Genomic DNA, 19,579 nt, shown 5'->3' on the forward strand with positions numbered 1-19,579 from the left:
GCGTGCACCTGCGCGCATGCGTAGGATTCGCTCATGACAACGCTTGCCGCAGATCGTGAAATCGAAGCCCTGATGGCGCTGCATCCGAAAGGCTTCGACCTTTCGCTCGACCGCATCACAAGGCTGCTCGAACGCCTCGGCAATCCGCAGGAGCGGCTGCCGCCGGTCATCCATATCGCCGGCACCAACGGTAAGGGCTCGTGCGCGGCCTTTTCGCGCGCGCTGCTCGAAGCCGGCGGCCACCTTGTCCATGTCCACACTTCGCCGCATCTGGTGAACTGGGCCGAGCGCTACCGGCTGGCGGCCGAGGGCGGCGGCCGGCTGGTCGACGACGAGACCTTCGCCGAGGCCATCGCCCGCGTCGCCCGGGCCAATGCCGGCCAGAAGATCACCGTCTTCGAAATCCTAACCGCCGTCACCTTCATCCTGTTTTCCGAGCATCCGGCTGCCGCCGCCATCATCGAGGTCGGCCTTGGCGGCCGCTTCGACGCCACCAATGTCGTTGCCCGGCCGGCGGTGTCGGTGATCATGCCGGTGTCGATGGATCACGAAGCCTATCTCGGCGACCGGGTCGAACTGATCGCCGCCGAAAAGGCCGGCATCATGAAGCGCGGCTGCCCGGTGGTCATCGGCGCGCAGGAGAGCGAGACGGCGCTGCAAGTGCTGATCGAAACCGCCGAGCGGCTGGATTGCCCGACCTTCGTCTACGGCCAGGATTTTCTCGCCTTCGAGGAGAGCGGCCGCATGGTCTATCAGGACGAGGACGGCCTGATAGACCTGCCGCCGCCGCGCCTGCCCGGGCGCCACCAGTTCGCCAATGCGGCGGCGGCGATTGCCGCGGTCAAGGCCGCCGGCTTCGAGATCAGCCATCGCGCCGCTGAAAAGGCGATGGCAAAAGTCGCATGGCCGGGCCGCATGCAGAAATTGGCACAGGGCCGGCTGGCGGACCTCGCTCCCAAGGGCGCCGACATCTGGCTCGATGGCGGTCACAATCCGGGCGCCGGCGTGGTGGTGGCGGAAGCCTTGGCCGAGCAGGAGGAAAAGAACCCGCGGCCGCTGTTTTTGATTGCCGGCATGATCAACACCAAGGACCAGAGCGGCTATTTCCGCGCCTTCAAGGGCCTGGTCCGCCATGTCTACACCGTGCCGGTGAGCGTGAGCGACGCCGGTGTGCCGAATGACGAACTGGCGATCCGGGCGACCGAGGCCGGCCTCACCGCCGAGCCGGTCAGCTCCGTCGCCAGCGCGCTGATGCTGCTGCGCGACACCTGGGACGGCCCGGCGCCGCGCATCCTGATCGGTGGTTCGCTGTATCTCGCCGGTGCGGTGCTGGCCGAAAACGGCACGCCACCGACCTGAATCCACACTTTCGCGAGGGAGCCGGTGATGATCAAGGTGAAGCAACTCGCCCATGTCTGCATCTTCGCGCATGATCTGGAAGCGACGCGGGCCTTCTACCGCGACGTGCTCGGCCTCGACACGCAGTTCAACTTCCTGCGCGACGGAAAGGTGTTCGGCTTCTACCTCAATTGCGGCGATCGCAGCCATGTCGAGGTGTTCCAGAAGGACGGCACCAGCCATAGCGAGCTCAACCAGATCAACCATTTCTGCCTTGAGGTGGAAAACATCGATGCGGCGATCGCCCACATCAAGTCGAAAGGCATTGATATCACGGCCAAGAAGCATGCCTGCGACGACACGTTTCAGGCCTGGATCCGCGACCCCAACGGCGTGAAGATCGAGCTGTTCGAATACACCGCAAAAAGCGCGCAATTCACCGGCGGGGATCGCATCGCCGACTGGTAGTATTTTGGCCCGGGGAATCTATCGGGCGGTTGCCCCTCGGGCAGAAGCCCCGATATGCTTGGCGAAGCATGGAGGCAAGCTCGAATGGTTGTGAAGTGTCTTGTTACCGTCGACAACGACCCGCCGGAGGAGCTGATATTTGAATATGCTCCGCGGGTCGGCGATCATGTGATGTTACCGGGAGCCATCGAGCCACCGCACCCAATTGTTCGAGTGGCCCACAGACCGACGCGCCCCAATGATGCATCCGGCCAGCCCAGTGTCGCGTATTTCGTAAGCCGAGAGACGTTTCTCTATCGTGTGTATACGGGCGCTATAGAGGGATATGGGCAGGTCCTGAAGCCCGCGACCGGACGGAAGCCCGGCAAGCCTAGGCAGGCCAAAAAAACCGTGGCTCAAACTAAATAGACATCGGCGGCCGCGGCACCAGTCTGAGGCCTATTTCAGCTCGATCTCGATGAAGGCGTATTCGCCGTCATTGGCGCTGATGACGTCGTGCTCGACGCCTTCCTTGCGGAAGTAGGGCGCGCCCTTCTTCATTTCAGCAAAACTCTCGCCGTCCTTGGTCACCAGCTTCACCTTGCCGTCCATCAGCGGCACCACGACGTAGTCATGGCCATGCCGGTGCCAGCCGGTGTTGTCGCCGGGCTGGAAGCGGTATTCGGTGACGATGACGCGCTCATTGTCGATGAAGACGGTGGCCTTGGCGGATCCGGTCATTCTGTTTCTCCTGTCCAGCCTCAGCAGAAGACATGGAGGCTTCAGGCGCGAGTGCCAGAGAGGTCAGGCGATAACGCCAAAGAAAAGCCCGGCGCGAGGGCCGGGCTTAACGTCTGAAATTTCTACAGGATCAGGCGAGGCTGCCATTGATCCAATGCGACAGCGCGGTCTTCGGGGCGGCGCCGACCTTCATGTCGGCGACTTCGCCGCCCTTGAAGATCATCAGCGTCGGGATCGAGCGCACGCCGAACTGGGCGGCAAGCTCGGGGTTCTCGTCGATGTTCAGCTTGGCGATCTTGATCTTGTCGCCGAGTTCGTTGGCGATCTCTTCCAGCGACGGACCGATCATCTTGCAGGGGCCGCACCATTCGGCCCAGAAATCCACGACGACGGGCTGCGAGGCGTTGAGCACATCGGCCTGGAAATTGCTCTTGTCGACCTTGACGGTGGCCATGCGAAATCCTTTCGAAATTTATCTCGCACCAAATGTGGTGGTTGAGCAGCCCTTCTTCAAGCAGAACTTGTGTCACGCTCCCGTGAGTCGGGCAAGGGCGTCATCCATCGCCTGCGCCGGCAGTTCGATAAGCCTCGGTGCCTCGGTGAACAGCAGTGCTGCCGTCACCGCGCGGCCGGGGTAAAGCGGCTGGAGCAGCGCGCGGTAGAGCGCCAGCTGCAGTATATAGGCCGGCGGCACCTGGGCCAGGCCTGCGGGCGCCGGCCGGTTGGTCTTGTAGTCGACGATCGATACGCGCCCGGGCGTCACCGCCAGCCGGTCGATCTTGCCGGAGATCGAGCGCAGCCTGCCCTTGACCTCGATACTGCCCATGACGGCCACTTCGGCGCGGGACGACGGCGAAAACAGCCCGGCAAAACGCGAATCTCTGAGGATCGCCATCACCGAAGCCAGCGCCTTGTTGCGCTCGGCCTCCGACCAGTCGGCGCCGGCTCGAATGAGATACTGCGCCGCCGCGCCTTGCCGTTCGTCTTCGGCAAAACCGGGCAGCATCTGCAGCAGCTTGTGCAGCGCCAGCCCGCGCATCACGGCAAAACCGGGCTCCGCTTCGCTGTCCAGCACCGGCGAACGCGTATCGACGACCGCCTCCTTGCCCTCGTCGATCAGCGCCGAAGCGCCGGAAGGCGATAGCGGGCGCGGCAGTTCTTCATAAGGCGGCAAAGGGCGAAACAGGTTTGCCGGCAAGAACGGCAAAAGCGGTTGCGGCAGCCGCGCCTCGTCGGCGGCTGCCAGCGCCACCGGCGGCAGCTTGGTGATGACGAAGCGATGCACCGGCTCGCCGCTGGCGGGATGATGGCGCTCCCTGCTTTCCGGCGCTGCCAGCAGCGCGCGGCTGACGATCGAATGCCAGGTGCCGGTGCTGGGCTGACGCTTGCCGTGATAGCCGCAGACGATCAGCCGGTCCTCGGCGCGTGTCATGCCGACATAGAGCAGCCGCCGGTATTCGTCGTCGGCAAGCTCCCGCGCCCTGGCCGAGGCCGCCTTGGAGAAGCCGTTGGCGACATCGGCGGCCGAGCGCCAGAGATAGCCCTTGCCGTCGAAATTGCGGCCCGAAGCGTCGAACGGCATGAGCCGCGGCAGATGCTGGTCGCTGAACGGCGCCGAACCGCCATCGACCAGGAAGACAACAGGCGCTTCCAGGCCCTTGGCGGCATGCACGGTCATGACGCGGACCTCGTCGCGCGTCTGGTCCATCTCGCGCTTGATCTCCGGGCCGGTGTTTTCCAGCGTCGCCAGGAAAGCCTCCAGCCCCGGCAAGCCGGTGCGTTCTTCGGCCAGACAGAAACTCAGGAACTCGTCGAGAATATCGCCGGCTTCCGGTCCAAGCCGGGCGATCATCTTCTTGCGCAGGCCGTCGCGCGCCAGCACCCCGGCGTAGAATTCGAACACCGGCCGGAACGCCGCCTCGTTGGCCCAGCCGTCGAGCCGGGCAACGACATCGGTCAGCGCGGTATTGTCGCCAGCATGCTGGCGTAATGAGGCGATCAGCGATGTTCCGGCTGGCCGTCCGGCGCCAAGCGTAAAAAGCGTCTCCTCCGACACGTCGAAAACCGGGCTGCGCAGCACGGCGGCGAGCGACAGGTCATCCTGCGGCTGGATGAGGAAATGGCCGAGTGCGATCAGGTCCTTGACCGCGATGTGGCCGGGCAGGCTCAGCCGGTCGGCGCCGGCGACGGGAATATCGCGGTCCTTCAGCGCGCGCGACAGCGCATGGACGAAGCGGTCGCGCTTGCGCACCAGCACAAGAATGTCGCCGGCCCTCAGCCTGCGTCCCTTGCCCTCGATGATCTCGCGGTCCTTGAGCCAGGTCTGGATGGTCGCAGCCACGTGCTCGGCCACCCGCACAGCCGGCGCGCTGGCATGATTGACCGGCAACGTCCAGTCGTCGGGCTCCTCGACGGCGTCAGCGCCGAGCGACGGCCAGACCTCGACATAGCCAGGCGCGTCGTTGCGGATCGCCTTGTGGTCGAGCGGATCGGGGTCATGGCTGATGCCGCGCCGCACGCCCGGATCGGCAAAGACGCGGTCGACGGCGGCAAGCACGTCGTCGGTCGACCGGAACGACCAGGTCAGTTTCAGGTCGGCAAACGAAGCATTGGCGGCGTTCACGCGTCCGGAAAACAAGAGCCGGCTGTCGGCGAAGGAATCCGGCGCGGCACCCTGAAAGGAATAGATCGACTGCTTTTCGTCGCCGACGGCGAACACCGTGCGATTGGTCGTGCCGCGCTGGCCGTGGCCGGCAAAGAACTCCTCCGCCAGCCGCTTCACCACCTCCCATTGGTCGGGGCTGGTGTCCTGCGCCTCGTCCAGCAGGATGTGGTCGATACCCTGGTCGAGCTTGTACTGCACCCAGGGGCCGGCATCGGGCCGCGCCAGAAGGTTGACGGTGCGGGTGATGAGGTCGTTGAAATCGAGAAAGCCGCGGCTGCGCTTCAGGCGCTCGTACCGCACGATCAGCCAGTCGGCTATGGTCAACGCCGCGACCGTGCCTTCCAGCATCCGGAACAGCGCCAGCCGGTCGGAGACGTCTGTTATCGACTTGACGGCCGCCAGATAGCGCTCGGGAAGGTCGGGCAGCCGGCCGAGCAGCGCCTTCTTGAACAACTTTGAGGGATCATAGGGGTCGCCATCGGCCTTGAGAAAGGCTTTGCCGAGCATCTGCAGCCGGCGGGTCGGGTCCGTCTCGGCAAAGGCCAAGCGGGCATAGGGCAAGAGATTGTTGAGCACGGTGCGGGCGTCGGTGGCCTCGGCGGCACTGGCGAACACTGCAAAGAAGTCCGGCAGGAAACCCGGCAGCGGCCATACCGATGCCGCTATGTCTTCGGCGCTCTGCCCGGGGCGAAAATGGAATTCGTCGAACAGGGCCTGAAAGCCGCCGCCGTCGCGCCGGACCGCACCGATGAAGCCGCGTAAGCCGTCGCGCTTGCGCACGATTTCGGCGAGCAGCGCATCGAGTCCGTGTTCGCCGCCGCGCTCCAGCACGGTGGCAAAGGCCTCGGCCAGTCCGGTGTCTCCGGCTGACGTGCCCGAAATCATGTCCCGGCGGGCGCCAGCAAACAGCGAGGCCTCCATCTGCGGATCGAGCATTTCGAAATGCGCCGGGATGTTGGCCTCCAGCGGAAACTGGTGCAGCACCGATTCGCAGAAGGCGTGGATGGTCTGGATCTTCAGCCCGCCCGGCGTTTCCAGCGCTTCGGCAAACAGCCGGCGCGCCCGCCGCATCGTGTCGCGGTCGGGTCGGCGGCCGTCCACCGCCTCAATCTTTGTGGCAAGCTCGGCATCGCCGAGCGCCGTCCATTCCGACAGGGTCGAGAACACGCGGTTCGACATGTTGGCGGCGGCCGCCCGCGTATAGGTCAGGCACAGGATCTTCGACGGATCGGTGCCGTTGAGCAGCAGCCGGATGACGCGCTGGGCCAGCACATGCGTCTTGCCCGAGCCGGCATTGGCGGACACCCAGGCCGAGTTCTTCGGGTCGGAGGCGCGCGCCTGGCTGGCGGCGGTTTCGCTGGGGATGGGATAGGCTTTTTTCATGCCTCCCCCGCCTCGTCATCGCTGTCGCCGCCGGCCGACCATTCGAGCACGCGCGCCAGATGGTCGTAATCGCCATCGCTCTCGCCCTCGCGAAAAGGCAGCGCCCGCGACAGATAGCCGGTCGTCGGATCGGCATAGTGGACCAGCAGCTTTTCCAACCGCGCCCAAGCCTCCTCGGCGAGGTCTTCGGCGGTCCGAGGCTGGCGGTTGTAGTCGAGGATGGATTCCTCGAACACTTCGCCATTCGGCTTCAGCCGCACGAATGCGAGCTGGGAGGGCTCGCGCGCGCCAAGCCCCTTGAAGGCGCCGCGCCGGAGCAGCGCCCCTTCGAGCGCCAGCTGTGGCGCCAGCAGCGTGTGGGCCTGCGCCTTGGACGGGGACGAGCCGGTCTTGTAGTCGAGAATGTCGGCCATGCCACCGGCCAAAAGGTCGACGCGGTCGGCATAGCCGGACAGCGTCACGCCGGTGCGGCCGACAGCGGTCTTTTCGGCGCGCTCCTCGGCATGCCGCCGGGCGACGGCGGGAGCGCGGCCGCGCTCCCATTCGATGATGTTGGCGGCAAGCTTTTCGAAGCGCGGCCACCACACAGCCTCGACGTCGGCGGGCAGGGCGATCTCGGCAAAGCAGGTCCGGCCGGCAGCGATGAGGCGTTCCAGAGCTTCGGGCGCGCGGGGATCCGCCACCTCTGTCGAGAACAGATGCAGGATGTCATGAAACAGCGTGCCGCGCTCGGCCGCACCGGGATCGCGGATCACCGGTTCGAGCGGCAGAAGGCTCAGAATACGCCTTGCATAGACCGCATAGGGGTCGCGTCGCAACGTCTCGATCGCGGTCACCGAGAAGTGGGTGGGCCGCATGCTCAGCGGCGGTTTCGGCTGCGGTCGCGGCGCGAAATGCTGCCGCTCGCCGGCATCGAGCGCGCGCGCCCAGGCAAGCAATTCGTCGCCGCGCCCGCGCAATGCGGCCGCCGGATCCTTGCCGATGAAGGTGAGGATGCGCTGCAGCCAGCGCGACGGCACCGCCGGTGCGTCGCCGGCTCGGGCGGAGCGCGTCAGCACCACCTTTTTCGCCCCCATCGCCATCTGGAAGTCGTGGGCGGCAAGGCCGATACGGCGCTCTGGCGGCTCGAGATCGATGCCGGTCTTCATCAACCGCGACATGAAGCGATCGCTTTCCGGCTTGCGTGGCCACACGCCTTCGTTCAGCCCGCCAATGACAAGCGTGTCGACGCTCTGCAGCCGTGCCTCCAGCGCGCCCCATATCGCGATGTTGCGGTCTGTGCCTTGCCCCGGCTTGACCGTTTCCGGTGCTACCAGCGCGTCCATCACATCAGGCCATTCGTCGGCCGGGAAGTCGAACGATGCAGACGCGGCGACCACACCGCGCAACAGCTCGGCGAGTTTCTCGCCGGCGTCGCCGGCATAAAATTCAGCCAGGCTGCCCTCCGCCGTGCGGCCGAGATTTTCCAGCGCGGCGACGCTCGCTCTGGTCAACGCGACGAGATCGGCGTTCTCTTCACCGCGAAAGGCGGTCAGCGGCGCCAGTGCCGTCACAAGCCGGCTCAGCATATCGCGGGCATCGTCGATGCCGCGCCCGCTCAGGCGCGAAAACCAGAAGGGCTGGCGCTTGTCCCCGCTCAGCCCGGCGAGACGCTCCTCGAACAGTGCTGGCAAAGAGGCGATGTCGGGGCGTCCGGTGCCGCCGCGCAGCGCCACGAGTTCGATGAGCTCGGCGGCATGGCGCACGCCGGTGCGCTCAAGTCCGAGCCCGAGCAGCGGATGCTTGAGCAGCGACAAAAGGCCGACGGGATCGCCGGGCCGGAATACCGCTTGAAGTGTGAGCCGCAGCAGGCTGGCGGCAGGCGTGTTGGCGAGCGGCGTGCCGCCGGAATCGTCGGCGATCACGCCGAAGCGCAACAGCTCGGCCGAGACGCGCCGCGCCAGCCAGCGGTCGCCGGTAACGAGCGCTGCCCTTAGTCCCGGCTGTTCCACGGCGGTTTTCAGCGCGATGGCGATCGCCGCCGCCTCGTCGCGTTCGCTGGCGGCTTCGATCAGCGTCACGTCGGCGAAGGCCTCGGCGATGTCTACGGCGTTGAAGCATATGCGGGTCTCGGCCCATAATTCCGTGGTCTCGGCCGGCCGCAGCGCCTCGCCGACAAGGGCCGCGCGGAGCGCCAGTGCGGGCTCGGCGGAGACCACTTCCTCGACATCGCCACGCAGCACGCCAATCTTGCCGATCAGCTTGGCCATGCCGTATTGCGGGTGGCCAAGCAGTGCCGGCCGCGCACCGGGCGCCCCAATCGCGGCAAAAGACGGTTCGTCCAGCATCCCATCGAGCCCGGGCAGCACCACGGCGCCGTTGGGCAGGCTGGCGACCGTGGCAAGCAGTTCGGCCGTGGCGGGAATAGAGCCCGTCGAGCCGGCGGCGATCACCGGGCCTTTGGGCGGGTTGCGTTCCAGCCGCTTCGCCTCGCGCCGGATCAGCGCATTGCGGTGCGCGGCCGGGTTGGAGCGGTCGCGCTCCTCCAGCAATTTCGGCCAGGCCTCGGTGACGATACGGAGGAAATCGAGCGTCACAAGCCACCATCCGGCAAGATTGCCGGTGACCAGATCGGCAAGCCTGGTCCAGTCCGTGCCTTCGGTTTCGATCTCGTCCATCAGCCGGGCGAGGTCGCGCGCCAGCCAGATCGCATCGGCGGCGGAGGCCGGCACGACGATCTCTTCGTTGAACATATCAAGGACATGCGCCGGCAAGGTGCGCTTCCAGGCCCGCACCAGCGGCGCCAGTAGCAGCAGGCGTTCGATGGCTGCGATCGGCGGCGCCATTTCAAGCTCGGTCGGCGTGCCGGCGTCGAAGGCGGCTTCGTCCTCGTCGAACTCTCCGAGCGGGCGGATGACCGGCAGGATCGCCGAACGGCGGCTCCCCCCCGGTCCCGAAAGCGCGTCGACAAAAGCGCCGCGCAGCGCACGGGCCGCGCGCCGTGTCGGCACATAGATGGTGACATCAGCCAGCGCCAGCGGATCGCCGTCGAACCGGAAGCCGGGCACCAGCCGTCCGGCCAGCAAGGCCTCGGCCAGAGTCGGCAGGAATGGCGCTCCGGGCGGGATCGAAAGAACGCGGCGCGCGCCGCTCATACCACCTTCGCGAGAGCTTCGGCGGCGGCCGCTTCCGCCTGCGGAATGGCGTCGGGAGTGCCGACGGTGATCCAGCTTCCGCGCATCTGCATGCCGAACAGACGGCCAGAGGCGATTGCCTTGTCGAAATAGGTGTTGAGCGAATGCGCCCCGGCCGGCGCATCCCTGAAGATGGCGGGATTGACGATTGCCGCTCCGGCATAGATCAACCCGGCCGGATCGCCTTTCGAGCGCCGCAGGCCGCCATCCGGCGCCATCAGGAAATCCGTGCCGACACCGTGTCCGGTGGCCGAGTCGAGATCGGTAAGCATCAGCAGAATATCCATTTTCGCGCCGTCCCATGCAAGGGCAAGGCGCTCGAGGCTGGGCTGGCCGCTGTCGATCCAGAACGTATCGGCGTTGATGATGTAGAAGGGGTCGCTGCCCAGCAGCGGCAATGCCTTGACGATGCCACCCGCCGAATTCAGCAGTGCGTCGCGCTCGTCGGAAATGACGATCTTTGGCGCCCGCCTGTGGGCGATATGGGCGACGATCTGGTCCGGCAGATAGTGCACGTTGACGATGGCTTTCTCGACGCCGGCCGCTTCGAGACTGTCCAGCCCCCAGTCGAGCAAGGTCCTGCCGGCGATCCGCACCAGCGGCTTCGGCATGGTGTCGGTGATCGGCCGCATGCGCTTGCCAAGACCCGCCGCCAGCACCATCGCTGTGGTCAAGGTCACGGGAGCCGTTCCTCCAGCAGGCCATGTGCCATGTAAAACTCCTTCAGCTGAGCCAGCGCCGGGTGCGCCAGCGCCCGCCTGAGATAATCGCGGATGCGCGGCAGGTGTCGGAGATAATAGGGCTTGCCGTCGCGCTTTTCGAGCCGCACGAAAATGCCGAGGATCTTCGAATTGCGCTGCGCCGCCATGATCGCATAGGCCGCGCGGAAGGCGTCCTCATCGAAGCCGCCGGCGGCGTGGCGCGCAGCGACATAGGCGTCCACGGTCCGCTGCTCGATATCGGGCGAAACGGTGACGCGGGCATCCATGGCCAGCGACGCAACGTCATAGGCCGCCGGACCCATCAGCGCGTCCTGGACGTCGACGATGCCGAGGCGGTCGTGGCCTTTGCGGTCACCGCGCCAGATGATGTTGGGCGAATGGAAGTCGCGCAGCATCAGCGTGTATTCCTGTGTGTCCAGCCGATCGAGAACCGCGTTCCATTCCCTGTGATAGCCGGCGCGTAAAGCCTCGCTTGCCGGGCTGCCGGTCACCATCGGCACATACCAATCGACCAAGAGATCGGCTTCGATCAGCATGGCGTCGCGATCGAAGGGCGGCACCTCGTGGAAGACGCCTGGGACGGCTTCCATGCGCTGCAGCCAGGTCTTGCCATGCATCATGGCCAGCAATTCGGCTGCTGCCGTGTAGCGCTCGGCCGCCGGCTCACCATTGCCGTCGAGAAAACCTTCCGAGCCCAGATGCTCCAGCAGCAGAAACCCTTGCTCGAGATCCTCGGCATGGATTTTTGGGACACTGACACCTTGCGCCAGCAGCGCCTTGTCGATGGCGACGAAAGCGGTGACCGACTGCGCGGTGTGGGCGATCACGGCATAGGGCTTGCCGTCGCGCACCGGCGGCCCCAGCACCAGCCGCGGCGAATTCATCAGCACGCGCGGCGCAAGGCCGGCGCGCGAGACGATCTCATAGGAGCGCGCCGAGGCGTCGCCGACGAAATGGCGCCGCGCGGCGTCGCCCCAACCGGCCGTTTTGAGGAAATCGCGCATCGCCAGCGATCGGGCCACGCGTTCGAAGGCAACGCCTTGGCCCGATAGTTTCGCCAGGCGGCCTTCGCCCTGATGGACGAGTTCGATCCAGATCGACGTCCTGGGCAGAGCGGCCTCCGCCCGTTCCGGCCACTCGACAAGGGCAGCGCCCTGCAGCAGCGCCTCGTCGAAACCCAGCTCGTCCATCTCGCCGGCCGAGGACAGGCGATAGAGATCGAAATGGTGCACGGGGATGCGCGTGTCGTAGCTTTGCACCAAGGTGAAGGTAGGGCTCGGCACATCGAGGCCGGCATCGTCGGCCAGCGCCCTGATCAGGGCCCGCGCCAGCGTCGACTTGCCGGCGCCGAGATCGCCCTTGAGCGCCAGCACGTCGCCCGGCCGCAGCGCCATGGCCAGGTCCTCGCCGAGCCTTGCGGTCGCAGCCTCGTCGGCGAGAAAACGCTCCAGCACAACAACGGTCATCGAGCGCGCTACTCGGCCGCGGCGCGGATGCCCGACGGTGCATCGGGGAAGGTGCAGATGACGGTGGTGCCCTTGTCCTTGCCGGTCTCGATGCGCACGCTGCCGCCGTGCAGCTCGACAAAGCTCTTGACGATCGACAGGCCTAAGCCCGCACCGCGCCGGCGCCCGCCATTGGTGCGCGGCTCGAAGCGGCGGAACACCGAATCGAGCAGGTCCGGCGGCATGCCGGGGCCGTTGTCATGGACGGAGAATTCCACACCTTGCTCCAAATGCCGGCAGGCAAGCGTGATAGTGCTCGCCTCCGGCGCGTAATTGGCGGCGTTGCTGAGCAGATTGTAGAGGATCTGGCGAACCCGGGTCTCGTCGCCGTGAAAACTCTTCGGCGCCGCAGCGGCGTCGATCCGGAGCTTGATCGAATGCTCTTGCAGCCGGTCGGCGACCAGTTCGGCCGCGGCCTCGATGGTGCGCTCGACGCTTACTTCCGAAATGTCGAGCTGCATGATGCCGGCGTCGACGGTGGCGAGGTCGAGTATGTCGTTGACGATGGTGAGCAGCACCGAGGATGACGAGCCGACATGCTCGACATATTCGCGCTGCTTTGGGCTGAGCGGCCCGGTCGCCGGCAGCGACAGAAGCTCGGTGAAGCCGATGATGTTGGTCAGCGGCGAGCGCAGCTCGTAGGAGACATGCTGCACGAACTCGTTCTTCAGCTGGTCGGATTTCTGCAGCGCTTCGTTCTTGTCCTTCAGCGCGCGCTCGACATTGACGCTGTCGGTGACGTCCACAAAGGTCATCATCACCTGGCCGTTGGGCAGCGGGATGACGGCGTAGCTGAGCACTGTGCCGTTCTTCAGTTCGGTCTGGCCATGGCGGTCGCGGCGCTCGTCGTCGAAACCGGTGATGGCGGCGACGAACCCGCCCCACGGGCTGTCGACGGCGCGCTGGTCGCTGAGATCGCGGATCGCCGAGACATGGACGTTGGGCTTGATCACATCCTGGCTCAGTCCCCACAGCGCGACAAAGGCCGGGTTCGACAGGCGCAGCCGCCCATCGGGACCGAACACGGCGACGCCTTCGGCCAGATTGTCGAGCGTTTCGCCCTGGACCCGCACCGCCGTCTGGTAGCGGCTTTCGAGGTCCATCTTCTCGGTCAGGTTCTCGAACACCCAGGTCACGCCGCCCTTCGGCTGCGGGTTGGCCACCACGCGGATGGTCTTGCCGTCGGGCAGATGCCACCAATGCTCTTGCGATTCCACCGCGCGGTAGGCGCCAAGCAGGCCTTCTTTCCAGCGCCGCCATTCCGGCTGCTCGGCGATCTTGCCTTCGCTGCGCAGCCGGTCGAGCAGCAGCGCATTGTCGGGCGCGCTGTGCAGGAAGCCCGGGTCCAGCCCCCACAGTTTCTGGAACGCCTGGTTGAAGAAGCGCAACTTCTCGTTGGCATCGAAGATCGCCACCGCCGTGTTGAGCTGGTCGAGCGTGTCGGCATGGCTGCGCACCGTGCGCTCATATTCGCCGCGAATGGTTTCGGTGGCGCTGGTGTCGCAGGCAAGACCGGCCGAGCCGTCGGCACCGGCGAAGTCGGTGACGGCGAACACCCGGCGGTCGCCCTCGATCACCGTCGACAGCGTCTGTTCGAAGATCGGGCGCGATTTGTGCTGCGCGGCGATCTGTTCGCGCGCTTGGGCGCCGAGGAATTCCTTGGCTTCGCGCACGGCGGTCTCGGCGTTCGGTGCCTCGACCGCTCCGGCATAGGCACGGTTGACCCATTTCAGCCGCCCGTCGGTGGCGCGCAGCCAGGCCGGCATCGGCAAGGCGTCGAGCAGGCCGATCATGGTCTCGTAGTCGGCGGCCAGACGCTGGTTCTCGATCTTCAGCCTGGCTTGGCTCCTCTGAGTTTCCGACAGCGAGACGAAGCGCACCAGCACATGCGCGGCGCTCTTGCGGCCATGCACTTCAAGCGGCGCCCCGGCCTGCGATTCGATCACGAGATCAAAGGGTTTCGCTTTCTCGCGCAGACCAGCGACGGCATTTTCGAGCGCCGCCGCCGAGCGCGGCATCAGCCAGCGGCCGAAGGCGAGGAAGGCTGCACGGTCGTCCGGCGCACCGCTTTCCAGCGGCAGCGTGCCGATCAGCTCCGGCTTCTTGTTCTCCGACGCCCAGACGATGACGCGCTGGTCACGCAGATTGAGCAGCGCGTCGGAGCGCTGCAGCGCCGCATTGATGTCGGCAATGCGGGCTCTGAGTTCGACATTCTGCGCCGAGGTGCGGGCTCTTTCGCGGATCAGGAAGATGGCCGAGACCAGTGCCGCGCCCATGACGCCGACGAACATGGCGAGCTGGATGACTTCGACCGCGCTGACCGACAGTCCGGCCTTCTGCGCAATGGCCGGCTCGGCATGGGCGGCAAACGAGGTGAGCGGGCCGGCAAGAGCTGAGGTGGCAAGAAAGCCGGCGGTGCGGGCGCCAACGCGCCTCTTCAGGCCACCGCCTGTCGTGACGGAGCCATTGCTATCGGAATCGTCATGGCCGCCGGAAACGGCCGATCCCGCGCGAGGCGGGTTTTCCCCCGGCATGCCTTGGTCCTCTTCGCCGCCTGAATGCAAGACCGCCTAGATCAGGATCACGTTTGATGGAAACGCCCTTCTGACCTAACTCTTTTCTAAAGAGCATGATCTTTTCCGAAAACCGCTTCCCACTTTTCGCTGACGCGGTCCTTCGGTTCGAATCATGCTCTCGATGCGTACGCCGGCCTCGTTCCCGGCCCACGAATCAGCACAATAGCGCGTGCTGGAATCGGCGTGAAGAATCATCCGCGCAAAAAAGAAGCCGGGCGAAAAGTCAATCGCCCGGCTTCAATATCTAGTGGTAAACGCCGCTTTGGCTAATAGCGGTAGTGTTCCGGCTTGAACGGACCCTGCGGGGTCACGCCGATATAGGCGGCCTGTTCGCCGGAAAGTTCGGTCAAGCGGGCTCCTAGCTTGTCGAGATGCAGACGCGCCACCTTCTCGTCGAGGTGCTTGGGCAGCACATAGACCTGGTTCTGGTACTGGCCGGGCTTGGTGTAGAGCTCGATCTGCGCCAGCACCTGATTGGTGAACGAAGCCGACATCACGAAGCTCGGATGACCGGTCGCGTTGCCGAGGTTGAGCAGGCGCCCCTCGGACAGCAGGATCATCCGCTTGCCGTCCGGGAAGGTTATCATGTCGACCTGCGGCTTGACGTTGGTCCATTGCAGGTTGCGCAGCGACGCGACCTGGATCTCATTGTCGAAGTGGCCAATATTGCCGACGATCACCATGTCCTTCATCGAGCGCATGTGGTCGAGGGTGACGACATCCTTGTTGCCGGTGGTGGTGATGACGATGTCGGCGGTCGGTGCGGCATCTTCCAGCGTGACGACTTCAAAGCCGTCCATCGCCGCTTGCAGCGCGCAGATCGGATCGACTTCGGTGACCTTGACGCGGGCGCCGGCGCCCTTGAGCGAAGCCGACGAGCCCTTGCCGACGTCGCCATAGCCGCAGACGACCGCAACCTTGCCGGCCATCATGGTGTCGGTGCCGCGGCGGATGCCGTCGACCAGCGATTCCTTGCAGCCGTATTTGTTGTCGAACTTCGACTTGGTGACCGAGTCGTTGACGTTGATCGCCGGGAAGGGCAGCAGGCCCTTCTTCTGCAGCTGGTAGAGCCGGTTGACGCCCGTCGTCGTCTCTTCGGTGACGCCGCGAATGGCTTCCTTCTGCTTGGTGAAGAAGCCGGGTGAGGCCTTCAGGCGCTTCTTGACCTGGGCGTAGAAGTATTCCTCTTCCTCGCTCTGCGGGTTGGACAGCACGTCCTCGCCGGCCTCGGCGCGGGCGCCGATCAGTATGTACATGGTGGCGTCGCCGCCATCGTCGAGGATCATGTTGGAGAGGCCGCCATCGGCCCACTGGAAGATCCTGTCGGTGTAGTCCCAATACTCCTCGAGCGACTCGCCCTTGACGGCGAACACCGGGATGCCGGCCTCGGCGATGGCTGCGGCCGCATGGTCCTGGGTCGAGAAGATGTTGCACGAGGCCCAGCGGATATCGGCGCCAAGCGCCTTCAGCGTCTCGATCAGCACCGCAGTCTGGATGGTCATGTGCAGCGAGCCGGTGATGCGCGCACCTTTCAACGGCTTCTTGTCGCCGAATTCCTCGCGGCAGGCCATCAGGCCCGGCATTTCGGTTTCGGCGATATCGAGTTCCTTGCGGCCCCAGCCGGCAAGCGAGATGTCGGCGACCACATAGTCCTTGCTACCTGTCATGGCAGTGCTCCGGTGTGATTTGTCTTCAGAATGCGCCTGCGCCACACGGCGCGTCGAAGGGCGCGGAATGCCGGCCTGACTAGCAGATCGCCGCCAAGACGACAATGGGATATAAAGAAATCTTTATGCGCGTATGTGTTTTACGGGGATGCATGCCGCCCAAAAGTATCCCGCGGTTTTGGGACAACGGCGTTCAAAGCAAAAACTTCAGCACTCTTCGCCGAAGCGCGAGGCGACCAGCTGCTCCAGCGCGTCCATCGCCGCTGCGGCTTCAGCGCCGCTGGCGGTGACGCGGATCGAATAACCGGGGCTCGCCGCCAGCATCATCAGCCCCATGATCGAGGTGCCGCCGACCTTGAGACCATCCTTCTCGACATGGACGGTGGCGTCGAAGCCGCTGGCGACCTGGACGAACTTCGCCGAGGCGCGCGCATGCAGGCCGCGCTGGTTGACGATCGGGAACTCGCGCACGATCTCACCGGGCGACAGCGCGTTCATTTGCTGCTCAGCAGCTGACTTGCGACGTTGATGTATTTGCGCCCCGCGGCCTGCGCCTCGTCGAGCGCGGTCGCCATGTTGTCGCCCTTGCGGATCGACGACAGCTTGATCAGCATCGGCAGGTTCATGCCGGCGATGACCTCGGTGCGACCGGATTCCATCACCGAAATGGCGAGGTTGGAAGGCGTGCCGCCGAACATATCGGTCAGAACGATGACGCCGGTCCCGGTGTCGACGCGGCCGACGGCGTCGACGATATCGCGCCGACGCTGCTCCATATCGTCATCGGCGCCGATTGCCACGGTTTCGAAATTGTCTTGTGGCCCCACGACATGTTCCACGGCATGGCGGAACTCGGCGGCCAGTTGACCGTGCGTTACAAGCACGAGTCCGATCATTCTATGGTGGCTCCCGTCATCGCCGCTTCACAGGCGCTTTTTATGCTCGCCGGCCATCCCAGGCGGCGGGAGCGCTATCTTGTCGACGCGCGGCGCGTTGACAAGCCCAAAATTGCGTCGGCCATGGCCAATTTGACGCATTGCAGCAAAAAACCGGCGGCGGATCATACGAAAGGCGCAATCGCCAACCGCGCCATTACCGCCGGCAAAGCCGCAGTGACGTTGCGCTGAACGAGGTCGATGCGCGGCACCACACAGCCGGCAATGGTCGCGCTCGACTCTTCCTGGAAACGCTCCACAGCGTTTGCGGAAACCATCCGGATTGCCAGGTCGATGACTCCCACAGGTTGGAACAAAAGCGGCTTCGGACCAAGTCCGGGCACCTCTGTGAGGCCGGCAATGCTGGCGGGCGCATGGCAGACCAGCCGCCCGAAACGCGCCGCGACAAACAGCTGGTCGTCGCCGATCAGCCGCGCAAACAGCCCGAGCCGGCTGAAATGGTCGATGAGCGCCAGCGCCAGCGTTGTCTTGCCCGAGCCGGACGGCCCGGTGATCAGGACGCCCCGCTCGCCAATCAGGACTGCGGTGGCATGGATGTTCTCGGGTTCCGCGGTGGGATCGGGCATGCGCAGCCGCGATCAGCCTTCGGCCGGCAGCGTAACGACGAAGCGCGCGCCCTTGATGTCGCCGGGCTTGGTGCCGGGGATGTTCTCGGCGGTCAGCGTGCCGCCATGGGCTTCGACGATCTGCCTGGATATCGACAGGCCAAGCCCCGAATTCTGGCCGAACGCCTCGCCCGCCGGGCGGTCGGTGTAGAAGCGCTCGAAGATGCGGTCGATGGCGTCGGCGCGGATTCCGGGGCCGTTGTCGTCGACGGTGACGATGTTGACCTTGCCCGAGCGTGCCAGGGAAATGGCGATATGGCCGTGGTCCTCCGGCACGAAGGAGCGGGCATTCTCGATCAGATTGGTGATGACCTGGCCGATCCTCAGATCATGGCCGGTGACGAAATAGCCTTTGACGCCTTGCGGCAGCTTGGCGGCCTTGAATTCGATCTCGACAGCCTTTTTGTTGCGCGTCGCTTCGCGCGACACGGCGACGAGATCGGTGATGAATTTCTTCAAATCGACCGTGGCGGCATCCTCACGCGCCAGTTCGGCGTCTAGGCGCGAGGCATCGGAAATGTCGGTGATCAGCCGGTCGAGACGCCGGACATCGTGCTGGATGATCTCCATCAGCCTGCCGCGTGAATTGTCGTTCTTGGCCAGCGGCAAGGTCTCCACCGCGCTGCGCAGCGACGTCAGCGGGTTCTTCAGCTCGTGCGAGACATCGGCGGCGAAGCTTTCGATCGCCTCGATGCGGGCATAGAGCGCATTGGTCATATCGCGCACCGCGACCGACAAATTGCCGATCTCGTCCTGGCGGTCGGAAAAGTCGGGGATCTCCTCGCGGCTCTTGACGCCGCGCCGCACCCGCACTGCCGCCGCCGATAGCCGGCGCAGCGGATTGGCGATGGTGGATGCGAGCAGCATCGACAGGATGGCGGTGACCAGGGCGGCGATGCCGAACACGCGCAAAATAGCCTTGCGTTCGGCGGCGACGATCTTGTCGATGTCGCCGCCTTCCGTCGACAGCATCAGCACGCCGAGAACGGCACGGAAGCGCTGGATCGGCACCGCCACCGAAACGATCTGCTCGCCCTGTTCGCTCACCCGCACGATCGTCGATGGACTGCCGGTCAGCGCCTTGACCACTTCCGGGAAGGCCGCACCGTTGCCGCCCGGCTGCTCATGGTAGACGGGCAGGTCCTTGTTGCGGAAGAAGTCGAAGACGAATTTCTGCACGCGCTCCAGCATATCCGGCTGCTCGTCCTCGACCGGCGGCAGGTCGTAGCGCAGGATTTGGCCGCGCGAATAGAGATGGCGCGAATCGAGCAGCAGATTGGCGTCGCGGTCATAGATGCGGGCCCGGGTGCGCGTCGGCGAAATCAGCCGCCGCAGCACCGGCGCGACGCGCTCGGGATTGATCGGGAAATCCAGATTGTCGAGCTGGTCGGAGCCCGGCCCCAGGCTTTCACCGGCCTGCAGTTCGAGTAGTTTTTCCGGATCGATGCTGATCGAATCGGTCTCGACCGTCGCCGACGCGGCAATGGCGCCGGCGATGATCTCGCCCTGCGTCATCAGGCTTTCGACGCGGGCGTCGATCAGCCCGTCGCGGAAGGTGTTGAGATAGAGGATGCCGGTGACCAGCACGGCGAGGCCGGCCAGGTTGAGGAACAGGATGCGCCGGGTCAGGCTGGAAAAGATGTGGTGGCCGAGGAAGCGGCGCATCGGCACCGTCAACCTCGACAGGAATGCGGGCAGAACCCGCGACCGCCTGACAGCGCTCGTTCGTCTGCTCCGCTGTACATCCACTGCCATCGAATAGCAGCTCCCGCCTAGTCTTTGGTTTTATGCATGTCGTCGT

At 65.1% G+C, this 19,579-nt stretch carries 14 protein-coding genes; 2 read left to right on the plus strand and 12 right to left on the minus strand.

Features of this window, described 5'->3' with window-relative positions:
* Positions 1-33 precede the first annotated feature (33 nt).
* Both NLY37_RS24120 and NLY37_RS24125 read left to right on the plus strand, forming a co-directional pair.
* On the plus strand, positions 34-1,359 hold the full coding sequence (locus tag NLY37_RS24120) for a bifunctional folylpolyglutamate synthase/dihydrofolate synthase (RefSeq protein WP_023741291.1): 1,326 nt from the start codon (positions 34-36) through the stop codon (positions 1,357-1,359).
* A gap of 27 nt (positions 1,360-1,386) precedes the next feature.
* Complete coding sequence (locus NLY37_RS24125; protein ID WP_023687435.1) at positions 1,387-1,806, plus strand: VOC family protein; 420 nt, start codon at positions 1,387-1,389, stop codon at positions 1,804-1,806.
* Between the two features lie 438 nt (positions 1,807-2,244).
* Here the strand turns inward: NLY37_RS24125 and NLY37_RS24130 are convergent, their stop codons facing one another.
* The 12 genes from NLY37_RS24130 to NLY37_RS24185 form a co-directional block, all read right to left on the minus strand.
* Entirely contained in the window at positions 2,245-2,526 is a 282-nt protein-coding gene (locus NLY37_RS24130) for a cupin domain-containing protein (RefSeq protein WP_023681396.1), read from the minus strand.
* Positions 2,527-2,656: 130 nt separating this feature from the next.
* Positions 2,657-2,980, minus strand: coding sequence for a thioredoxin (gene trxA, locus NLY37_RS24135; RefSeq protein WP_023672297.1), 324 nt, complete (start codon positions 2,978-2,980; stop codon positions 2,657-2,659).
* 72 nt (positions 2,981-3,052) lie between these two features.
* Positions 3,053-6,574 (minus strand): double-strand break repair helicase AddA, encoded by a 3,522-nt coding sequence (addA, locus tag NLY37_RS24140; RefSeq protein WP_023741290.1) that lies wholly within the window; start codon positions 6,572-6,574, stop codon positions 3,053-3,055.
* Complete coding sequence (gene addB, locus NLY37_RS24145; protein WP_286440518.1) at positions 6,571-9,708, minus strand: double-strand break repair protein AddB; 3,138 nt, start codon at positions 9,706-9,708, stop codon at positions 6,571-6,573. Before addB ends, addA begins: the two co-directional genes overlap by 4 nt.
* Positions 9,705-10,409 (minus strand): nucleotidyltransferase family protein, encoded by a 705-nt coding sequence (locus NLY37_RS24150; RefSeq protein WP_031197320.1) that lies wholly within the window; start codon positions 10,407-10,409, stop codon positions 9,705-9,707. The genes addB and NLY37_RS24150 overlap by 4 nt, the downstream gene beginning before the upstream one ends.
* 14 nt (positions 10,410-10,423) lie before the next feature.
* Entirely contained in the window at positions 10,424-11,935 is a 1,512-nt protein-coding gene (gene tsaE / locus NLY37_RS24155) for a tRNA (adenosine(37)-N6)-threonylcarbamoyltransferase complex ATPase subunit type 1 TsaE (protein WP_023681400.1), read from the minus strand.
* Between the two features lie 8 nt (positions 11,936-11,943).
* Positions 11,944-14,508 (minus strand): sensor histidine kinase, encoded by a 2,565-nt coding sequence (locus NLY37_RS24160; RefSeq protein WP_023741288.1) that lies wholly within the window; start codon positions 14,506-14,508, stop codon positions 11,944-11,946.
* 308 nt (positions 14,509-14,816) lie between these two features.
* A complete protein-coding gene (gene ahcY, locus NLY37_RS24165; protein WP_023681401.1) occupies positions 14,817-16,217 on the minus strand; it encodes an adenosylhomocysteinase in 1,401 nt (466 codons plus the stop codon).
* A 207-nt stretch (positions 16,218-16,424) separates the two neighbouring features.
* Positions 16,425-16,715, minus strand: a complete 291-nt coding sequence (locus NLY37_RS24170; protein ID WP_023672303.1) for an HPr family phosphocarrier protein — start codon at positions 16,713-16,715, stop codon at positions 16,425-16,427.
* Positions 16,712-17,113, minus strand: coding sequence for a PTS sugar transporter subunit IIA (locus NLY37_RS24175; protein WP_023672304.1), 402 nt, complete (start codon positions 17,111-17,113; stop codon positions 16,712-16,714). The genes NLY37_RS24170 and NLY37_RS24175 overlap by 4 nt, the downstream gene beginning before the upstream one ends.
* Before the next feature lie 164 nt (positions 17,114-17,277).
* Positions 17,278-17,739, minus strand: coding sequence for an HPr kinase/phosphorylase (locus tag NLY37_RS24180; RefSeq protein ID WP_023741287.1), 462 nt, complete (start codon positions 17,737-17,739; stop codon positions 17,278-17,280).
* 12 nt (positions 17,740-17,751) lie between these two features.
* Positions 17,752-19,533: a sensor histidine kinase gene (locus tag NLY37_RS24185; protein WP_023741286.1), complete on the minus strand. Its 1,782-nt coding sequence runs from the start codon at positions 19,531-19,533 to the stop codon at positions 17,752-17,754.
* Positions 19,534-19,579: the final 46 nt, after the last annotated feature.

It is taken from the genome of Mesorhizobium sp. C395A (assembly GCF_030323205.1).
Taxonomy (GTDB): Bacteria; Pseudomonadota; Alphaproteobacteria; order Rhizobiales; family Rhizobiaceae; genus Mesorhizobium.

Bases quoted from the DNA above. Each gene is read 5' to 3' on its own strand.
- NLY37_RS24170 (WP_023672303.1), bottom strand. From the start codon at position 16,715: ATGAACGCGCTGTCGCCCGGTGAGATCGTGCGCGAGTTCCCGATCGTC.
- NLY37_RS24160 (WP_023741288.1), bottom strand. From the start codon at position 14,508: ATGCCGGGGGAAAACCCGCCTCGCGCGGGATCGGCCGTTTCCGGCGGC.
- NLY37_RS24180 (WP_023741287.1), bottom strand. From the start codon at position 17,739: ATGCCCGATCCCACCGCGGAACCCGAGAACATCCATGCCACCGCAGTC.
- tsaE (WP_023681400.1), bottom strand. From the start codon at position 11,935: ATGACCGTTGTTGTGCTGGAGCGTTTTCTCGCCGACGAGGCTGCGACC.
- trxA (WP_023672297.1), bottom strand. From the start codon at position 2,980: ATGGCCACCGTCAAGGTCGACAAGAGCAATTTCCAGGCCGATGTGCTC.
- NLY37_RS24120 (WP_023741291.1), top strand. From the start codon at position 34: ATGACAACGCTTGCCGCAGATCGTGAAATCGAAGCCCTGATGGCGCTG.
- NLY37_RS24125 (WP_023687435.1), top strand. From the start codon at position 1,387: ATGATCAAGGTGAAGCAACTCGCCCATGTCTGCATCTTCGCGCATGAT.
- NLY37_RS24185 (WP_023741286.1), bottom strand. From the start codon at position 19,533: ATGGCAGTGGATGTACAGCGGAGCAGACGAACGAGCGCTGTCAGGCGG.
- NLY37_RS24130 (WP_023681396.1), bottom strand. From the start codon at position 2,526: ATGACCGGATCCGCCAAGGCCACCGTCTTCATCGACAATGAGCGCGTC.
- addA (WP_023741290.1), bottom strand. From the start codon at position 6,574: ATGAAAAAAGCCTATCCCATCCCCAGCGAAACCGCCGCCAGCCAGGCG.
- ahcY (WP_023681401.1), bottom strand. From the start codon at position 16,217: ATGACAGGTAGCAAGGACTATGTGGTCGCCGACATCTCGCTTGCCGGC.
- NLY37_RS24175 (WP_023672304.1), bottom strand. From the start codon at position 17,113: ATGATCGGACTCGTGCTTGTAACGCACGGTCAACTGGCCGCCGAGTTC.
- addB (WP_286440518.1), bottom strand. From the start codon at position 9,708: ATGAGCGGCGCGCGCCGCGTTCTTTCGATCCCGCCCGGAGCGCCATTC.
- NLY37_RS24150 (WP_031197320.1), bottom strand. From the start codon at position 10,409: ATGGTGCTGGCGGCGGGTCTTGGCAAGCGCATGCGGCCGATCACCGAC.